Source organism: Streptomyces sp. cg40, from assembly GCF_050320165.1.
In the GTDB taxonomy this organism is placed as follows: Bacteria; Actinomycetota; Actinomycetes; order Streptomycetales; family Streptomycetaceae; genus Streptomyces; species Streptomyces hokutonensis.
Genome location: NZ_CP190128.1, coordinates 10,579,749 through 10,597,067, shown reverse-complemented (window position 1 = coordinate 10,597,067; position 17,319 = coordinate 10,579,749). Strand labels below are relative to the sequence as shown.

The 17,319-nt window shown below is 69.4% G+C and carries 12 protein-coding genes and 3 pseudogenes; 4 read left to right on the top strand and 11 right to left on the bottom strand.

The features are described from left to right. Positions 1 to 101: 101 nt before the first annotated feature. The 3 genes and pseudogenes from ACQHII_RS47640 to ACQHII_RS47630 form a co-directional block, all read right to left on the bottom strand. Positions 102 to 1,529, bottom strand: coding sequence for a CoA transferase (locus ACQHII_RS47640; protein ID WP_427925178.1), 1,428 nt, complete (start codon positions 1,527 to 1,529; stop codon positions 102 to 104). A 33-nt stretch (positions 1,530 to 1,562) separates the two neighbouring features. Next, a pseudogene (locus tag ACQHII_RS47635) lies at positions 1,563 to 1,745 on the bottom strand (hypothetical protein); the annotation flags it as partial. Between the two features lie 475 nt (positions 1,746 to 2,220). Beyond that, the gene (locus tag ACQHII_RS47630; RefSeq protein WP_427925177.1) at positions 2,221 to 2,766 is read right to left on the bottom strand and encodes an RICIN domain-containing protein; all 546 of its coding nucleotides are present in this window, start codon (positions 2,764 to 2,766) and stop codon (positions 2,221 to 2,223) included. Positions 2,767 to 3,852: 1,086 nt separating this feature from the next. Here ACQHII_RS47630 and ACQHII_RS47625 point away from each other — a divergent pair. Continuing rightward, the gene (locus ACQHII_RS47625) at positions 3,853 to 4,251 is read left to right on the top strand and encodes a DUF6233 domain-containing protein (RefSeq protein WP_427925564.1); all 399 of its coding nucleotides are present in this window, start codon (positions 3,853 to 3,855) and stop codon (positions 4,249 to 4,251) included. Next, positions 4,242 to 4,418 (top strand): annotated as a pseudogene (locus ACQHII_RS47620) (transposase); the annotation flags it as partial. The gene ACQHII_RS47625 and the pseudogene ACQHII_RS47620, both read left to right, overlap by 10 nt. Before the next feature lie 527 nt (positions 4,419 to 4,945). Here ACQHII_RS47620 and ACQHII_RS47615 read toward each other — a convergent pair. The 5 genes from ACQHII_RS47615 to ACQHII_RS47595 all read right to left on the bottom strand — a co-directional run bounded on the left by ACQHII_RS47615 (position 4,946) and on the right by ACQHII_RS47595 (position 11,510). After that, complete coding sequence (locus ACQHII_RS47615) at positions 4,946 to 8,062, bottom strand: helicase HerA domain-containing protein (protein WP_427925176.1); 3,117 nt, start codon at positions 8,060 to 8,062, stop codon at positions 4,946 to 4,948. After that, a complete protein-coding gene (locus ACQHII_RS47610) occupies positions 8,059 to 8,658 on the bottom strand; it encodes a hypothetical protein (protein ID WP_427925175.1) in 600 nt (199 codons plus the stop codon). Before ACQHII_RS47610 ends, ACQHII_RS47615 begins: the two co-directional genes overlap by 4 nt. Positions 8,659 to 8,700: 42 nt before the next feature. Then, on the bottom strand, positions 8,701 to 9,786 hold the full coding sequence (locus ACQHII_RS47605; RefSeq protein ID WP_427925174.1) for a hypothetical protein: 1,086 nt from the start codon (positions 9,784 to 9,786) through the stop codon (positions 8,701 to 8,703). Between the two features lie 8 nt (positions 9,787 to 9,794). Further along, positions 9,795 to 10,298, bottom strand: coding sequence for a DUF4365 domain-containing protein (locus ACQHII_RS47600; protein WP_427925173.1), 504 nt, complete (start codon positions 10,296 to 10,298; stop codon positions 9,795 to 9,797). A gap of 894 nt (positions 10,299 to 11,192) precedes the next feature. After that, positions 11,193 to 11,510: a hypothetical protein gene (locus tag ACQHII_RS47595; RefSeq protein ID WP_427925172.1), complete on the bottom strand. Its 318-nt coding sequence runs from the start codon at positions 11,508 to 11,510 to the stop codon at positions 11,193 to 11,195. 63 nt (positions 11,511 to 11,573) lie between these two features. Here ACQHII_RS47595 and ACQHII_RS47590 point away from each other — a divergent pair. Further along, positions 11,574 to 11,738, top strand: a pseudogene (locus ACQHII_RS47590) (IS3 family transposase); the annotation flags it as partial. A 560-nt stretch (positions 11,739 to 12,298) separates the two neighbouring features. On the opposite strand, the gene ACQHII_RS47585 reads toward ACQHII_RS47590, so the two are convergent. Then, positions 12,299 to 12,979, bottom strand: a complete 681-nt coding sequence (locus tag ACQHII_RS47585) for a response regulator (RefSeq protein WP_427925171.1) — start codon at positions 12,977 to 12,979, stop codon at positions 12,299 to 12,301. Then, positions 12,976 to 14,166 (bottom strand): sensor histidine kinase, encoded by a 1,191-nt coding sequence (locus tag ACQHII_RS47580; RefSeq protein ID WP_427925170.1) that lies wholly within the window; start codon positions 14,164 to 14,166, stop codon positions 12,976 to 12,978. Before ACQHII_RS47580 ends, ACQHII_RS47585 begins: the two co-directional genes overlap by 4 nt. Before the next feature lie 147 nt (positions 14,167 to 14,313). On the opposite strand from ACQHII_RS47580, the gene ACQHII_RS47575 reads away from it, so the two are divergent. After that, the gene (locus ACQHII_RS47575) at positions 14,314 to 15,918 is read left to right on the top strand and encodes a multicopper oxidase family protein (protein WP_427925169.1); all 1,605 of its coding nucleotides are present in this window, start codon (positions 14,314 to 14,316) and stop codon (positions 15,916 to 15,918) included. On the opposite strand, the gene ACQHII_RS47570 is transcribed toward ACQHII_RS47575, so the two are convergent. After that, positions 15,846 to 17,207, bottom strand: coding sequence for a tyrosine-type recombinase/integrase (locus ACQHII_RS47570; protein ID WP_427925563.1), 1,362 nt, complete (start codon positions 17,205 to 17,207; stop codon positions 15,846 to 15,848). The genes ACQHII_RS47575 and ACQHII_RS47570 overlap by 73 nt on opposite strands. Between the last annotated feature and the right edge of the window lie 112 nt (positions 17,208 to 17,319).

Sequence of the window (17,319 nt, the reverse complement as noted above, 5' to 3'; positions counted from 1 at the left end):
CGTCGCGCTCCAAGCGGAGTGGCAGCGCGGCGGCACGGTCCACGCCCCGCAACGTCGGCCATCGCCCGCGACCTGATGGGGAGGGGGCGACGGCAACCAGCTCAGGAAGCCGGGAGCCATTCCGCTCGGCTGGAGCCCCGGGGCACCAGAATCGGGTCCTGCCAGCGGGCCGGGGTGGCCGAGAAGTGGACCGGCGGAGCGAGGGTGTGCAGGTCGCCGAGCGGGGTGACGGCGTCGTACGCGACCGGTTCGCGCAGGCTGCGTTCCGCGTCCCGGCCGGCCTCGGCCGGATCGACGAGGCCGAGCGTCCGGTACCACATGGCCGTGCGGGTGAGGTTGACCGTCACGTGCCAACTACCGCCCTCCGTAGCCCTCTTGTACAGCGCGGCGGTGGCACCGAGGGCGCCCATGTAGCCGGTGATGAAGTCGTTGATCATGCCGGTGACGGGCAGTCGTGGGTTGTCGGGGGTGCCTTCGATCGTCATCAGGCCGGAGGCGGCGGAGCCGTTCATGTCGAAGCCGCCGCGGTCGGCCCAGGGGCCCGTCGAGCCGTAACAGGTGACGGAGACACTGATGAGCCCCGGATGGCGAGCAGCCAACTCCCGTGGATCCAGGCCGAATTTCTCCAGCTTGCTGCCCCGGTGGTTGTTGACGACGACGTCCGCGTCCGCAAGCAGTACGTCCGCGACCTTTCGGCCCTCGTCGGTGGTGAGATCGACATAGGCGCTGCGGGAGCCGATGTTGGCCTCGTCGTAGATGAAGTCGTGTTCGTAGTCGTTGGGCCGGGTCGCACACAGCACGTCCGCGCCCTGCTCGGCGAGGGTGCGGCCGACGGTCGGTCCGGCGATGGCGTGGGTGAAGGACAGCACGCGGATTCCATCCAACGGGCTTCCGGACAGAGGAAGTTGGCGCGGTGGTGCGTCTCCGATGCGTTCCAGGCCGATCACCGGCCGGGAGGCGAGAAGCCGGCCCTGCGGGTGCGCCAGCCACTCCTCCGGGGTACGCGCCACGCACAGCGGCAGACCGGCGGCGTTCGCCGCCTCCTCCAACTCGAAGGCGTCCCACGTGGCGAACGCGGCGGCGACCTTCTCCTTGTCCGGCGGTACGCCGAGGAAGCGCAGCCACTTCGCGGCCAGATGCGGGTAGACCCCGGAGGCCATGACCGTACGGCCGTCCCGGGTTCGGTAGGAGTCCAGCAGGAACGGGTTGTCGAACACCAGCGGGTGCGGAGGCAGTTGACCGTTCAGCGTGGGATGCCAGAAGGCGTGCGGGGTGATGCCGTGCACCGCCTGCCGCAAGTCCAGGTGGAGGTCCTGGCCCGCCCCGGTGCGATGCCTCCACAGGGCCCCGGCGCCGACCGCGCAGCCCATCACGGGGATGCCGATGGCGGCGCCGAGCCGGTGGCGGGCGGCGACGACCGGGTCCTGTCCGGCGAACGTCACCCGGCCGCCCGCGGCGGAGGAGTCGAGCCCCACCTCGGCGAGCAGTGCGTCGAGCGCGGCCGTGGGGTCGAACGAGGAATCGGTCATGGGGATCAGCCTTCTGTGACGGTGGAATGGGGTTCAGCCTGCGTAGACGTCCTCGACGTAGCGGCCCTGATCCATCAGGTGCCGCAGCCAGTCCTCGATGGCCGCCTCGCCGGCACCAGGTGTGTGCCGCGCGCAGAGGGCCCGGAACGCCTCGCGAACGCCGGATGCCATGTGCCGCCCGTCGCCGCAGACGTAGACCCGGGCGCCCGCTTCCAGCTTCGAGAGATCACTTCAGACGAGCCCCTGCCCCCGCCCCGGCCTGGAAGGCCCGGGGCGGGGCAAGGACTCGGATGGTGCCCACGTTCTCCATGCGCCGGTCCGCCACGATGGCTGCCCTGCTCTGCGCCGACAGCCTCGCCACGTCTACGCCGAAGTCCTGCGGCACGGCCACCGGTCCCGACGAGTTCTCGGATTCCGGAGCCGGCGGCCTGCATGCAGGGCAGCCGCGTACTGCTTCCCGGCACAGATCCACGAGGTTGGAGCGGTACAACGCTTACCGAACCTTAAGCGCAGGTTCCTCACGTACACCTTCCGGCCTCGCTTGCCGGACTCGCCACGTCCGGCACTACCGGCACGTTTCGTCGTTGTCGGGGCTGCTTCCCGCCCCACACACCGTCCCTCGGATCGGACTGCCCCAGCCAGCTTCTACCGGACCACTGCGACGGCCCGGCGGCGGTGGCCCCGCGGACCCTCAGCTGGTGTACCAGTCCTCGGAGGGGCCGCCGTCACAGGTGTACTGCACCACCTTGGCCTGGTTCAGCAAACTGTCGAAGAGGACACCCATGCACTTGCCACTGTGCCTGGCAACGAGCAGCCGATAGGGGCTGACAGGGCTCGAGCGCCACGTCCACTGCTGGTTGTAGCCGCCGTTGCAGATGTTCTGCTGGATCGTGTGGTCGTTCTCCTGACTCGACCCCTCGACCTCCAGACACTGCCCGCTGGCCGCGACGACCAACTGGAAGTAGCCGCTGTCGGTCGGATACTGGGCCCACTGCTGCGAGACGGTGCCGTTGCAGGTGTACTGCTGGATGGCGACCTGGGTGGCCTGGCTGCCGCCGGGGTCGTCCAAGCACTTGCCACTGTTGTAGTTGGACTCCTGGTAGTAGGTGACCGCCAGCGTCCCGTCGGTGGCCGCACCCACCATCGGCGCCGCCACCACACTCGCACCACACAGTGCGCCCGCGAAGGCAAGCCCGAGAAGTCTGTTGCGTCTGCTGATCGCCTTCATACTTTCCATGCCTCTCTTCTTCTCTCAAGAATCTTTCGGTGAATGGCGCAATGACGTCAATTGCCAAATCTGGCTGGTGTTGCCATCGGCGCAGTCCCAGATCCGGATCCGCGTGCAATTACTCGTAGGGCCGTCGGTAAGATCGAGGGATCTTTCACTTGCCCGGTCGACCAACGTGCCGGCGAGAACCGCCGGACAGGTGCATCGGCACCTGGGACCTTCACACGCCTCCCGAACGGCATCCGCAGATGGCGGGCGACGGCCGAAAGCCGCTGGCCGTGTGACACCGATGGCCGATGACCTGCGCACGCGCAGCTCCCCCACCGGCCGGGGGCGAGCGAGCTGCCCCGGCGTCCATCAGCGGCGCCATGCCTTCTGGCGGGGCGGCTGCCGAGGCACTGCCCTGCCGGCCGAGCAGGAACAGGTGGGGGTTCAGCGCCATGCCGGCGGTGGGGACGAGCGGACGCCTCGGCCGTGTGCGCCGCACCTGTCCTGAGCGCGACGCCGCACGTCGGCCGGTCCCGACTGCTCCGGCGGGCGCACTCACCCGTCTGTGCGCAAGGGCGTAAATGCATGCGGAATTTCCCCGGTCCTTGACGTTCCGGCGCACGGGCATCACCGCGAAGCCGCAGGTCCTGCGCAACCATCCATCCACGGGCCGCCGAACGACCCCCGTGTTCCCTCGCCGATTCCGACCACCTCCGTGCCCGATCCGACGTACACCCGGGCCCCGGACGATTCGAAGCACGGTCCCCACACGGTGGCCGGTCACCTAACCGCCTGTCATGTCCCGTTCCGTTCAACGGACCGGACAACCCCTCAGGACACCTCACACCCCACGGCTGAAAAACCCGCCAGGGCGCAATCCCGCCTATACGCAAGGAACCCGAGTCCGCAGCGGGTAGCTCCCAGCCTCAGTCTGCCGCGGACTACCACGATGCCTTTGCAGTCGGCAGAGAGAACCAGCAGTGTCGACGCGCTGGCCGGGGCTGGGGCATGGGTCGCGCAGAAGGCGGCAATATCGGTGGCGGCGTGGACGAGGTGTTCGAGCTGGCGTTTGCCCAGCACCTTGCCGGGATCCACATCCGTTGATGCATCAGTCGTTGTCCAACCCCACGCAGTCTTGACAGTGTTGATTCCACAGAATGCGGGTGTGGCACGCGATGCGGCTGGAGCGCATCGACCGCAGGATCGCCTACGTCCGAAAGCGGCAGGCCGAAGAGGAACGCGGGCGCCGCAACCGGCCCCGGCCCCCCGGACTGGGTCGTCAAACTCAGCAGAGCCAGGGGCGAGCCGCTCCAGGTCCACGACGGCGAGTGCGGCATGAAACGCAAACGGCAGCCTGCGGTCAACCGCGGCGAAGCCCGCCGGCTCCTCACCGCGGACGCGGTGCCTGCGTGCCTGTTCTGCCACCCGGACACCCAGCTGCGCATCATCGGCGGTTTGGACAATGTCTTGATTGGCTGTCGCTCGTCGCTTTGGGCATGTACATAGTTGAGCGGCTGGTGCCGGACGGGCTGTGGGAGATCGTCCAGGACGTGGCATCGGAGCCGCCAATCAGTGCCCAGGGCGGAGGCCGGCGGCGGTGGGATGACCGCGCGGTACTTGCCGCGATCATCTTCGTCGCCACCTCGGGCTGCACCTGGCGGCAGTTGTCGCCGGTGCCATCGTGACGCCCGCCTGGCGGGTGCGGTTGAGGGTGCCGGCGTTGTAGGCGACGGCCGACTTGGCGAGGGTGGCGGCTTCGGCCCAGGCGCGGACCGGGACGCGAGCGCCGTTGCGGTAGACGACGTGAGTCAGCTTGTGCTCGGCGGCGAGTCAGGCCGCCAGATTCGTCACGGCCTGCTTCGCCGTCATGTTGCCCGCAGCACGTAGTGGAACCTCGCGGCGCGCTGCCTCGCGTGCCGCCCGATAGAACCGGTGCGCTTCGCTCGGCCTCCTGGGCGCGGCACAGAAAAGTCGGCGTAGGAGTCGGTCGTGACGGACTGTAGGGCGTCGCGGTGGAAGGTGGTCCAGGTGAAGGCCACCTTGGAGGCTTCGCCAGCGGTTTGAACGCCGACGGCGTACAGGTGCGGTAGCTGCCGTTGGATGAGCTGTTGAGCCTCCTGGTCGACGCGTTGGCGGAAGGCGCGGATCGACAGGTCAGGATCTCGGAACGGGTCAGACGCGCTCACTACCTCACGACCGCTCAGGTACCCCGGCGGGCTCGCTCGACGATCTCGTCCTCCTTGAGCGGCACATCGTGGTGACTGAGGCAGATCGGCACCTCGATCTTGCTGAATCCGGTCCCCTCGCTCGCGGCGTTGAACATGCCGGCCTTGAGACCACCGAGGTTGTCGAGGACCGCGTTCCGCGCCCGGGCCATGGTCTCGGCGGCCTCGATGTGCGCGGGTTGGGTGAGTCGGCCGATGAACTGGTTCACGGTGTTGCCCAGCGCCTGGTTGTGGATCCCCCTGGGGAGCTGTGAGGCGAGGACCATACCGAGTCCGTACTTGCGTATCTGGCGGATGAGTTCGACCGTGCTGTCCGTACTCGGATTCGATGCACCGGAGGGCACGAAGTTCTGCGCCTCGTCCATCACCAACAGCCCGCCCAGGGCACGGTCGCCGACCGGGTGTGCCCTGAACCATGAGAACAAGGTCGCCTGGAGGCGGCTGACGAATTGGGCCGGTCCGTCGCCGGACAGGCCGATGAAGCTGATCAGCGAGATACGAGCGGTCTTTCCCGGCGACGGGATCAGGAGCATGCCGGGATCGGCGGGCGCGCCGGACTCCCCGAACAGCGGGTCGGTCTCCATCGCGGCTTCCAGCGTGTCCGCCATCTGAACCGCGAAGCGACTGGTCCTGCTGTTCACGATGTCGCTCGGGGGCTCGGCGAGCAGCTCGACGAAGCCGGCCAGGGTCTTGCCGCCGTCGCGCGCGTACCGTTCGAGGGCACGTTTGAGGACCCCCAGCTGCTGGGTCGCGCGAGCACTGCTGCCGTGGACACCGGCATGTGGCGCGAGTGAGGTCACGGTCGACCTGACCAGACGGGGGAAGTCGTCCTCGTCGTCAAGTACGGGACCGAAGTCGGGAAGCGGGTAGAAGGAGATCGGACGTCCCCGGTTCAGACCCGGTGTCCACACGACCACTTCGACATCCGCGAAATAGCGTCGGGCCTCGCGCTCATGGTCGTCCGTCCAACCCTTCGGCGGGCGCGGCCAGGGGTCGCCGAGCCGTGCGAGGTCGTCGTTCGGATCCAGCACGATCACCGAGACGCCGCGCAGAGCGCACTGCTCCACAAGTCGCTTGATCAGGACCGTCTTGCCCGATCCCGCCGCGCCCACCACCGCGGTGTGCATCCGGAGCCGTTCCATGGGTACCGCAAACGGACGGCTGCCCCGGACCGTGGTTCCGACGACGATTTCGGTACGAGCGGGCTCGGCGTCCTCCGATATGCCCACCGCATCCGCCGCCACCCCGGGGCCGACTTCCGTGGCCTCGATCCCGAGATGCTGCCGCAAGTCCCCCAGCACCGGCGCGAAGACCTCGATGCGGGAAGCGGGGCGCTCCTGTCGCAGCCATTCGTCCAGGCCTGGCGTACGGTCGTCGAGCATGGCCCGGAGGGCGGCCAGGGTCCGGAGGTCGGCGGCGCCGATCGGTAACGACACGCCGCCCCGCGCCTCGAAGTCGTCCTTGATGCCCTTGGTCTTGGGGCCGCTCGGGTACGGCATGTTCCGCAGCAGGGTCAGCCGGCGGCTCGCCAGGTCGGGCATCAGGCCGGCCTCCACGGCCGCGTTCCGGATCCGGTTCTGGGCGGCGATGGCGTTGTTCGCGGCGATCGCCCGGAAGGACCAGTGGAATTCGTTCTCGCTGGCCTCGTCCACGACATAGCGCAACCGGGCGTGCAACGCCGCCTTGCGGCCGAAGTCGGTCTCGATGGAGAACCGCGTCTCGTCGGCGCCCAGTTCCCTGACCAGACTCCGCAGCCCCGCGCCCAGCAAAGCGGGCATCAACCCGTCCTCGGTCGTGGGGTCGAGCGGCCCGAGGTCGTCCGCCTCGGCACGGAGCTTGTCGAAGGGCTCCGTGAAGGTGCTCGGGTTGACGGCCCTCGCCGGTGCGGGCGGTGCGGCTGCCGTGGGCTCTGCGCCTGCCAGGGAGAGCAGTTCGGCCACCGTGCCGGTCTGCAGACACGCCTCGATGTGCTTCTGGACCCGGACGAGCAGCCGCCGTGCGGTGTAACGGTGTGGGGCTTCGGCCAGCGCCGCCGAGGTGACCGGCCAGGTGGGATACCGCGGGGTGAACCCCACCGACTCGTAGTAGCGCCGAAAGCGGCTGCCGACGATGGCGGCGGCGGTGGCCTCGTCGGGAATCGCGCCGAGCGTCGGCAGAACGTCGAACCGGTCCAGGGCGGACCGGACCGCCGCCCGGGAGATCTGCTCCCAGGTGTCCTCGTGGCACGCCACGACCATCAGGGTCCGGCGGGCTTCCTCCCGCAGTTGCATCAGGCCGGTGGCGATCTCACTGCTCAGCCGCTTGGCGGCCCGGCCCTCGCCGGAAGGGGCCGACGTCAGCGACGACGTCTCCGCGGCGGACACCAGGGTGTCGAGCTGGTCGAAGGCGAACACCAGCGGTCCGACCAGGGCGAACAGGCGTGTCAGATCGCGGAGGACGAGTTGAGCCGGTCGCCCGCCCGGCGACATCCCCCAGGCGGCGCGCTTGTCCCCGTCGTCGTCGTTGAGCGCGAAGTAGGCCCTGCCGATCTCCACGGGATCGCCGTCGGAGGCTATGAGCGCCAGCGCGCGGGCCGTGTCCGCGGCCTCGTTGCCCACCTGCCGGTCGATGGTCCGGATCCCCCGGACGAACGCATCGACATGGACGCGCGTCAGCTCGCGCCGGCCGGTCACGGCGGTACGGGTGTCCGTGTCGAGGCGAGCCAGACGCGAAAGCTCGTCGAGCAGCCGAATCAGTTGTTCCTGGCCGCCCTCGTCCTCCCGGTAGAGACTGTCGACGAGGCTGTCGGCGGCGCTCTCCCAGAAGTTCCGGCCGGTGACGAGCTTGACGTAGAAGAAGGAGCCGCCGCGCTGCTGGATCTCGTGGCGGGTCCAGCCGAGCAGATGCGTCTTGCCCGAGCCGCTCTCGCCACGCACCACGGTCGCAACCGGAGAGTGGGCGCGCTCGACGGCGCTGATCGCCCTCCCCAGCCGCCGGAACACCTCGGGATGAAGGCCGTCGACGTGGTAGGAGGTCACCGGTGTCCAGATCTCTTCCTGGGTCAGCGCGGTGTTGATGTACAGCGTCTCCAGGGCGGCGAGTTCCCCGTTCACGCCGGTCCGATCCGCAGCAGGTGGCGGGGCTCGCCGCCGATGTCGACGGCGGCCCTGCGGTCCTCGTCGCTGAGCGTGCGCCGGTTGAGCTCGCCCATCAGCTGTACGTCGGGCTGCTCGATCATCCGGTCGAGTTCGGCGTCGACGGCTCCTCGCGGCAGGTTCTCGAGCCATGGGCGCAGCGCCGACAGTGTGACCCAGCTGCCCGGTTTCCGGCGGACGGTGAGCTCCGTGTAGACCGCGCGGATCCAGTCCTCGACGTCGGGCTGGAAGAACTCGCCGAACTTGGTGCCGGAGCGGGCCAGGTACTGTCCGACGTTGTCCAGCACCGCATAGAGCACCCCGGCCGGAAACTTCGCTCCGTCCGGGCGTCCGGCCACCAGAGCGGACTCGCACCAGGTCCGGCCCGCGGACGTGAGCTCGTGCGCGTTGACCGCACCATGCTTCTTGGTCACGATCCGCTCGGCATCCTGGTTCACCCGCCGTCGCACCGCCGCGGTGATCTCCAGGCCGGCGAGTTCGCGCAGTTCACGGTTGGTCACCGGCCGTGCGACCACCATCAGGGCGAACAGCGATGCATGATCCCGTACAGTCAACTCCGTCGGCACAGTACCCCTCCTCGATGAGCCGAAATCCGGTCAGATGTCGAACCCCCGCCCGGGCACCAATTCCACCCGGCCGGTCATGCTGGACAACTCGCCCATGACGGTGATCACCTGCCGTTCCCGATGCGCGGTGATCGCACGGTCGTATGAGGCCTGGTCCGGGAGCCGCACCCAGACGGCCCGCCGGACCAGTTCGGCGTGCTCGGTGCGCAACTCACCGCGGACCTTGATCCGCCACCGGTCGTTGCCGGAGGAGTCGTCGTGCAGCCCCTCGACCACACCGGAGAGCGTCGCGGCACCGGTGGCGTTGAGGCCGCGAAGCCGCAGGGACGCGGCGTGCAGAAGCGATCCCGAGGTCTCCGGGAACGCGACGACGCGTGACGGCACATCGAGTGGCTGCGAGCGCGCCCACCGGAAGCCGATCTCGAAGGGCTCGCTGCGGTCGTAGCCGGAGAGCTCACTGAGCGCCTTGCACAGATCCGCGGAGACGCCGGCCGTGACGGTCTCGTCGAAAGCCGCGGGCGCGTCCGCCGCTACGGCTGCCTGGGCCGCGCTCACCGCCTCGAGCATCTGGACCAGCACGGCCCGACCGGTGACCTGCTCCCCGCTCGGGGTTCGGACCGTCGCGTCCGCCGCCACCCGGATCTCGACGACGTAGCTCCCGGCACGGGAGGGGCCGAGTTCGGCTGCGCGCAAGAGGTCGCCCACCACGCCCGGTTGTCGGCCGGCGAAGGTGAAGTGCGGACCCTGCACGACGGTGCGCGCTGCCGCCGTCAGGAGGTTGCGGACACCCAGCACCGTCTGCGTACCCAGAAGCAGCGAGGTGTAGCCGGGGTCGTGGCCGGTGGGAAACGTGCGGAAGGACTGCTTGTCCAGTTGCGGTCTGGCGATCTCCAGGGCGATGTCGCTCGCCGGCCGGTCTTCCAGCGCGCACAGACAGCGCAGGATCTCCCGTAATCGGCGGTCGCTGTCGCCCATGCCGTCGCGAGCGGGTACCAACACCTCGTAGTCGCCCGGGTGTTGCCACACACTCGCTCCGCGCCAGCCTTGTGGATCCCGCTCCCAGCCCGTTTCCGACAGATAGCTGGCGATGTCGTCGACCTTCAGCGGAATCGTCATCGGTTCCCCTACCAGTCGGACTGCGTCTCGGCGAGCCGGCGCAGTGAGGCGGCGGTGAGCACGTTCGCTGTCGGAACTCTGACCGGACGCTTTCGGTTCCGGTCGGGGTCCTTGATCGGCTCCTCGGCGCGAAGCGAGACGAAGTAGCCGAGGTGACGGAGCAGCACACCGTCGGTGCTCATAGCCGCGTACGCCTGGTTGTCGGCGGGGACGCAGATGACGAACAGAAAGCGGGGCACGGTGAAGTCGGGACCGGCGAGCCTGTTGAACTGCCACTCGTTGAGCCCGCGGTAGTTCAGGTGGCCGGACGACACGGACGGCGCCGACCATGTCTTGATCTGAGCCTCGACAGTGGGTGACAGCGTCCGTCCATAGCGGCCGGTGGCGCGGAACCCGAGGTCGACCCCGTCCGCGTCGAGATCGCCTTGCAGGACGATCAGCCCTGCCGCAGAGGCCAGCACACGGACGTAGTCTTCGCCGAACTTGCCCTGATGCTGCTTCGCATCGAGCACGAAAGCCCCCCAATGTCCCCCTGCGGTGGCACACGGTAGCCGGAAGCTTACGGGACGGGCTGACGGCTGTCAGGACCCCATGACGGACCTTCCGACAGGCCTGCGAAACGATGGCCGGCAGGCAGCTGTTCATCCCTGATGCGATGTAGGGGCGGGCCTCCCGCCCCGGCCGGGCGTGGTTGCCGCCTCCGGCGCGTTCTCCCGTTCTGGGAAGTCAGGAGGCCTTGATGTGCCACCTGTCCGTGCCCGTGGTCACCGCCCAGGCCGCGTTCGGAGCCACCACCCTCGTCCTGCTCCTCGCGCCCGTCCGACCCTCGCGCCCGCTCGCTGCTCTCCGGGAGACCTGGTCGTCATCGCGCCGGATGCGGTGCACTGGGTGGAGAACGGCGTCGGCATCGAGCCGGTGCGGAGATGTTCGTCGCGCACGGCACGCCAGCCGCTCCCGAAGCGGCGCCTACAACGCCCCCGCCCTGTGGGTGTGGTCACCCCAACCAGTACACGAACCACTGATCCCCAAGTGGATGTACGACGCCCTCACCCAGAACCCGCCAGCCAGCCAGCCAGCCAGCCAGCCAGCCAAGGCTCCCGGACCGGGGACACCGTCAACACCCATCCGCAGACGAACCGCACCTTCGTGCTACGCGGCATGCTCCTGCACGCCTGCAACCGCGGCATGTTCGCCAAACACCGCAAGGCATCACCAACTACGGCTGCCAGCCCCGAGCCAACAATCGCGGCCGACCCGACACCTACACCGGCCACCCCAAAATGAACCGCTCCGGGTCTGATGGGGGCTAGATTCCCTGAGAGGTTCGAGTCATGGCACGTCCGTCTGCCTACCGTGCCGAGCTTCGCGAGCGTGCGGTGCGCACGGTCGCGGAGATCCCGTCCGAACTACCCGACGGAGTGGGCCGCGATGAAGGCGGTCGCTGCGAAGCTGGGCGTCGGTGCGGGCGAGACGGTGCGGACCTGGGTCCGCAAGGCCGAGGTGGACACCGGTCGGCGGCCCGGCACCACCTCGGAGGAGGCTTCGTAGATCAAGCGTCTGCGGGCCGAGAACGCCGAAGTGCGGCGGGCCAACGCGATCTTGAAGGCGGCGTCGGCTTTCATCGCGGCCTCGCTCGACCGGCCGTCGAAACGCTCGGAGCGTTCATCGACGAGTTCAAGAAGGTGTTCGGCGTCGAGCCGATCTGCCGTGTCCTCTCCGACCACGGACTCAAGATCGCAGCGAGCACCTACCACGCCGCCAAGAACCGTGCCCCCAGCGTCGGGGCGATGCGGGACACGGAGCTGAAAGCCCAGATCAGCCGTGTCCACACCGACAACTACGGCGTCTACGGGGTCCGCAAAGTCTGGCGGCAGCTGCACCGTGAGGGCATCGGAGCAGCCCGCTGCACGGTCGTCCGGCTGATGCGCGACCTGGGCCTGGAGGGTGCCCAGCGCGGCAGGAGATCCGCACCACGGCCCGCGACCGCGAGCATGAACGGGCGGCTGACTTGCTGCAACGCGACTTCAGCGCGTCGCGTCCGAACCAGCGGTGGGTGGCCGACGTCACCTTTGTCGCCACCTGGTCGGGGATCGTCTACGCCGCGTTCGTGGTGGACGTGTTCTCCTAGGCGATCGTGGGCCGGTCCGCGGCCACGGGCAAGCGGGCCAAGCTCGTCCTCGATGCCCTCGACATGGCCCTGTGGCGTCGCGACCGGGCCGGAATTCCCGCTGGACCGGGGCTTGTTCATCCTTCGGATGCGGGCAGGCAGGGCGGATTCAACCAGTCGTAGCAACACCGGTTTTCAGGAGACGGCAGGTCACCGCTCGCGAAAGCCCGTAACCCGCAGCCCCGGCCGCAGACCGTGGTCTCCCGAGTGTCTGGCCCGGCGCAGGGCGACACGACGTCAATTGCCCTCGCAGGCCTTGGCGTTGGACTCCCCGCCGGGACCGGACCGCCGGCGCGGAGGGCGCTGCGGAGAGTCCTGGGTTCGCACCGCAGACCTGTCCCGTGGTCACAGCAGGGGAAGATCGCCGGGATTGACCAGGCCGCTCCGGAAGGCGAGGACGACGAGCTGGGCGCGGTCGCGTGCGCCCAGTTTCATCATTGCCCGGTTGATGTGGGTCTTCGCGGTCAGCGGAGAGACGTACAGTCGCTCCCCTATCTCGTCGTTGGAGAGCCCGGCGGCGACCAGGGCCATGATCTCGCGCTCCCGCTCGGTGAGGCAGTCGAGCTGGACCGGGCTGGGCAGCGGGCCCGGGTTGGGCTGCGACTGGAAGCGGGCGATGAGACCGCGGGTGGCCTTCGGCGACAGCAGGGCGTCGCCGCGGGCGACGACCCGGATGGCTTCCTGGAGGTCGGCCGGTTCGACGCTCTTGCTGAGGAATCCGCTCGCGCCGGCGTGCAGTGCGCGCAGGACGTTCTCGTCGAGTTCGAAGGTGGTGAGGATCAACACCCGTACGCCTGCGAGGTCTTCGTCGGCGGTGATGAGCCGGGTCGCCTCGATGCCGTCGAGTTCGGGCATCCGGATGTCCATGAGGATCACGTCGGCGCGGGTGCTGCCGGCGAGGTCGACCGCCTCGCGGCCGGTCGTCGCCTCCCCCACCACCTCCAGGTCCGGCGCCCCGCCGACCAGGACGCGGAATCCGGCCCTGATGAGTGTCTGGTCGTCGGCGAGCAGCACGCGGATCGTCACGTGGGGGTGTCCTGTCGGTCGGGTGCGGCGGGGAGGAAGGCGTCGACGGTGAAGCGGCCGTCGTCGCGCCCGGTGCGTACGCTCCCGCCGACCGAAGTGACGCGTTCGCGCAGGCCGATGAGTCCGTGGCCGCAGCCGTCGGCGTCCGGCGCCGGGCGGCCTGCGGCGTTCTCGACCAGGATCTTGAGGCCTGCCGGCGTGTAGTCGAGCCGCAGCCGGGCCGCCGGTTCGCTGCCGTGTTTGTGGGCGTTGGTCAGGGACTCCTGGACGATGCGGTAGGCGGCGAGGTCGACCACGGAGGGCAGGGGGCGGGCCTCGCCCTCCTGCCGGTGGTCGACCCGCAGTCCGGCCGCGGCCAGCGAGTCCAGCATCGACGCCAGCCGGCTGAGGCCCGGTGGCGGTTCGGTCGTGGAGTCCGTGCCCTCGGCGTCCCGGTCCTCGGAGCGCAACACGTCCAGCACGGTGGAGAGTTCGGCCAGTACGGTGCGGGCGGCCTGCCGGACGTGGGCCAGCGCCTCCTCGGCGTCGTCGGGCTGCTCGCGCAGCAGATGGGCGGCGACGCCGACCTGCACGTTGATGACGGCGATGTGGTGCGCGACGACGTCGTGCAGGTCCCGCGCGATCCGCAGCCGCTCCTCCACCACCCGGCGGCGGGCCTCCTCGTCGCGGCTGTGCTCGGCCTGCCGGGCGCGTATCTCGACGGCCTCCAGGTTGACCAGCCGGATGCGGGTGGCGTCGCCGACGACGACGGCCAGCGTGCCCCACACCACGATCGCGGCGTTCTGCGGGTCCAGCCAGGTGCGGCCGGCGCCGATGACGACCGCGACGTACACGGTCACGACGGTGAGGGTGCCCGTCACCGCGGCGGTCCGCCGGTCGGTGCGGGAGGCGACCGTGTAGGTGCAGATCACGTTCGCGGCGAGCAGCGGGCCGACGAGTGCCGCGTGCAGATTGAACGCCGCGCTGGCCACGGTGACCGCCGCGAAGACGGGCAGCGGCCATCTGCGCCGGGCGGCGATCAGCGCGAACGCGAGCGTCCCCGCGAGGAAGTCCTCGGCGCGCAGCGGGCGTCCTGCGCGGACGGCGAGGAGGATCACGGTGACGACCAGGAGGCCGAAAGCGACGTCCACGGCCTGCGGGTGGGACGTGACACGGCCGCGGATGCGGGACAACCGGTAGTCAGCCATGGGCCGCACGGTATCGAACGCCCGTCCGCGCCCACGTCGTCCGGACGCGGTACGGGCTGCGGCACCGGTGTACCGCGTCCGCGGTATGCCGGATCCACCGCGTCCGGACGACGTGGACGACGGACCCTGTCGCCCATCGTCTGCGCCATGACCGAACCACCTGAACCCGAGCGCCGCCGCTTCCTCCGCACGATGGCCGCGCTCACCGGCGCCGTGACCCTCGGCACGACGGCCGGCTGCAAATCCCCGGGATCGGACGCGGCCGCCTCCGGCGCGGCCGGTGCCGAATTCGGCGGCCGTACGCTCACCTCCGCCGCCGCGTTACCGAAACCGTTCACCGTCCCCCTCCCGATCCCCCCGGTGAAGCATCCGTCCCGGAGCACCGCCGACACGGACTACTACGACATCACCGCGCGGGAAGCGAGCGTGGAGATCCTGCCCGGTCTGCGCACGACGATCATGGGCTACGACGGGATCTTCCCCGGGCCGACGATCGCGGCCCGCCGCGGACGCAGGACCGTGCTGCGCTACCGCAACCAGCTCGGCGTGCCGACCGTGGTCCATCTGCACGGCGGGCACACCCCGCCACAGAGCGACGGTTTCCCGACCGACCTCGTACTGCCCGCCACCGGCGGCGCGCGCTTCGCGGACCAGGCCGTCGGCGGTACGGCCACCACCGGCACCCGCGACTACACCTATCCGCTCGACCAGCGGGCCGCGACGCTCTGGTACCACGACCACCGGATGGGCTTCACCGGCCCCCAAGTCTGGCGCGGGCTGGCCGGGTTCCTGCTGCTGACCGACGACGAGGAGCAGGCCCTGCCGCTGCCGAGCGGCGACCGCGACGTCCCGTTGATGATCACGGACCGCGCCTTCGACGCGGACGGCGCGTTCCACTACCCCGCGATGGATCCCCACCTGATCAGCATGGCCGGTGTCGACGCCGCGCACATGGCGGGCGCGGCCGGTGACGTCGTCCTCGTGAACGGGGCACCCTGGCCGGAGTTGGAGGTCGACGCGGCCCGCTACCGGTTCCGTCTCCTCAACGCCTCCAACGCCCGCCGCTACGAACTCGCGCTCGACCCGGCGCCGCCGAGCGGCCCCCCGTTCACCCAAATCGGTTCGGACCAGGGCCTGTTGGCGGCGCCGCTGGAGCACACCGTCGTCCCCATCGCACCGGCGGAGCGGTTCGACGTGGTCGTCGACTTCTCCCGCTACCCGGTCGGCACCCGGGTGACCCTCACCAACGGGGAGGGCCGGGGCGGCACTTCACGTGTCATGCGGTTCGTCGTCGCCCGCAAGGCGACCGACGACAGTCGGATCCCCGCCCGGCTGTCCACCGTCGAGGCCCTGCCGACGGCGTCGGCGACGACCCGGCCGTGGATGTTCCGCAAGGGCAAGGTCACCACCATGGGCGCGAACACGGCCGGTTGGGTCATCAACGGCCGTGAGTTCGACCCCCGGCGCATCGACGCGGCTCCCCGCCTCGGCGAGGTCGAGATCTGGCGCCTGGCCACCGACGCCTACCACCCCGTGCACATCCATCTCTCGCCGTTCCAGGTGCTCTCCCGCAACGGCGGCCCGCTCGATCCGGGCGACCACGGGTGGAAGGACACCATCGACCTCCGCCCCAAGCAGTACGCCGACATCGCGATCCGCTTCGACGACCACGCCGGCCGCTACCTCCTGCACTGCCACAACCTCGAACATGAGGACATGGCCATGATGGCGACCTTCCGGACCACCCGCTGAGGAGCAACTTGTGTCCACACGCGCGCACTTCGTCCTGCCGAGCCGGATGCGAACTCCCCCGCATTCTCTGAACTCGTGATCTTGGTCTGTTCAGCGGGTTCGCGGGGACGGGATTCCGAGGTCGACAGCGCGACGTGACCGGCGGTCGATCTGGGTGAGCTTGTCGTTGGCGCCAGCGAGGCTGACCTGGAGTCCTTCGACCTCACCGAGCCAGCCCTCGCGTTGTGCCTCGTCGATGCGGGCGAGGAGGTTGTCGCGGATCTCCTCGATCCGGGCGCGTTGAGCGGGGTCGGGCCACGTAGGCAAGCGTGTTCGTGGATGCAGGGGGTGGAGTAGGCCCGGCCGCAGAGGCCGGTGGAGACCTTGCGGCGCTCGAAGTGTCCGAGGAACTCCTCCCATTCCTCGTCGGTGGGCGCCCGGTATTCCTCGGTGGGGCGCTCGCTGCGTCGCCTGGCGAGGAAGGCCAGATGCGTTTGGACGGCCTCGTCCGGATAGACGGCCTTGTAGCCCAGGGTGACGTTGATGTCCTGGTGTCCGACGATGACTTGGGCGATGTGCTGGGGCAGGCCGTTCATGACGGCGTCGGTGATGAACAGCCTGCGGAAGTCGTGGGGCGTGTAGTTGAGTGGGCGGCCGTCGGCGGGGTCGAGTAGACCGGTGTCGGCGAGGGCGGCCTTGAGCATCTTGCGGACGGTGCCGTGGCTGATGGCGCGACGTTCGGTGCGGAAGCGGCGCTGGAACAGCAGCGAGGCCGGTGGCATCCACATGCACTCGTGCCAGTCGTAGGCGGGGACCATCGGGACCGGGCCGGAGGGCTCCCGGATTCTGCTGATGATCGTGGACAGCACCTCGGCCAGTTCGGGGCTGACCACGAGGAGTCGTTCCACGTCGGTCTTGGAGGGAGCGATCTGCAGCAGCGGCACGATCTCGCCGGTGGTCGGCAGCCGGTATTGCACCAGACTGTGGTGGCTGATCTCCAGGAGTTCTTCGATGCGGACGCCGGTGAGGCGGAGGACTTCCACCACGGCCCAGGCCCAGAACGCGTACTCCTCTTCCTGCACGAGATCCCGGCGCTTGCCGCTGGTCGGGTCCTCGGCCCAGATCTTGTCCGCGGAGGTGCCCGGCCGCAGGAGGGGGCGGATCAGCGTCTGACCATCGGCGGTGAAGGCGGTTCCGGGCTCGGTTTGCCGGGCCGCCCGGAGGAGGGTCTCGGCCGTTCGGCGGCGCTGGTCGACTGTGCGGACGAGCACAGGGAGGACAGGGAGTCGCTCGCGGGTGCGGGCGTCCATGCGGGCTTTGAGCTGTCGCTTGTGCTTGCGTCGTCCGATGTCTTCCCTGCCGACGGGACATGGGGCGACCCGGCGCGCCCACCGCCCGGGGTCCTCGATCGCCCACTGGGAT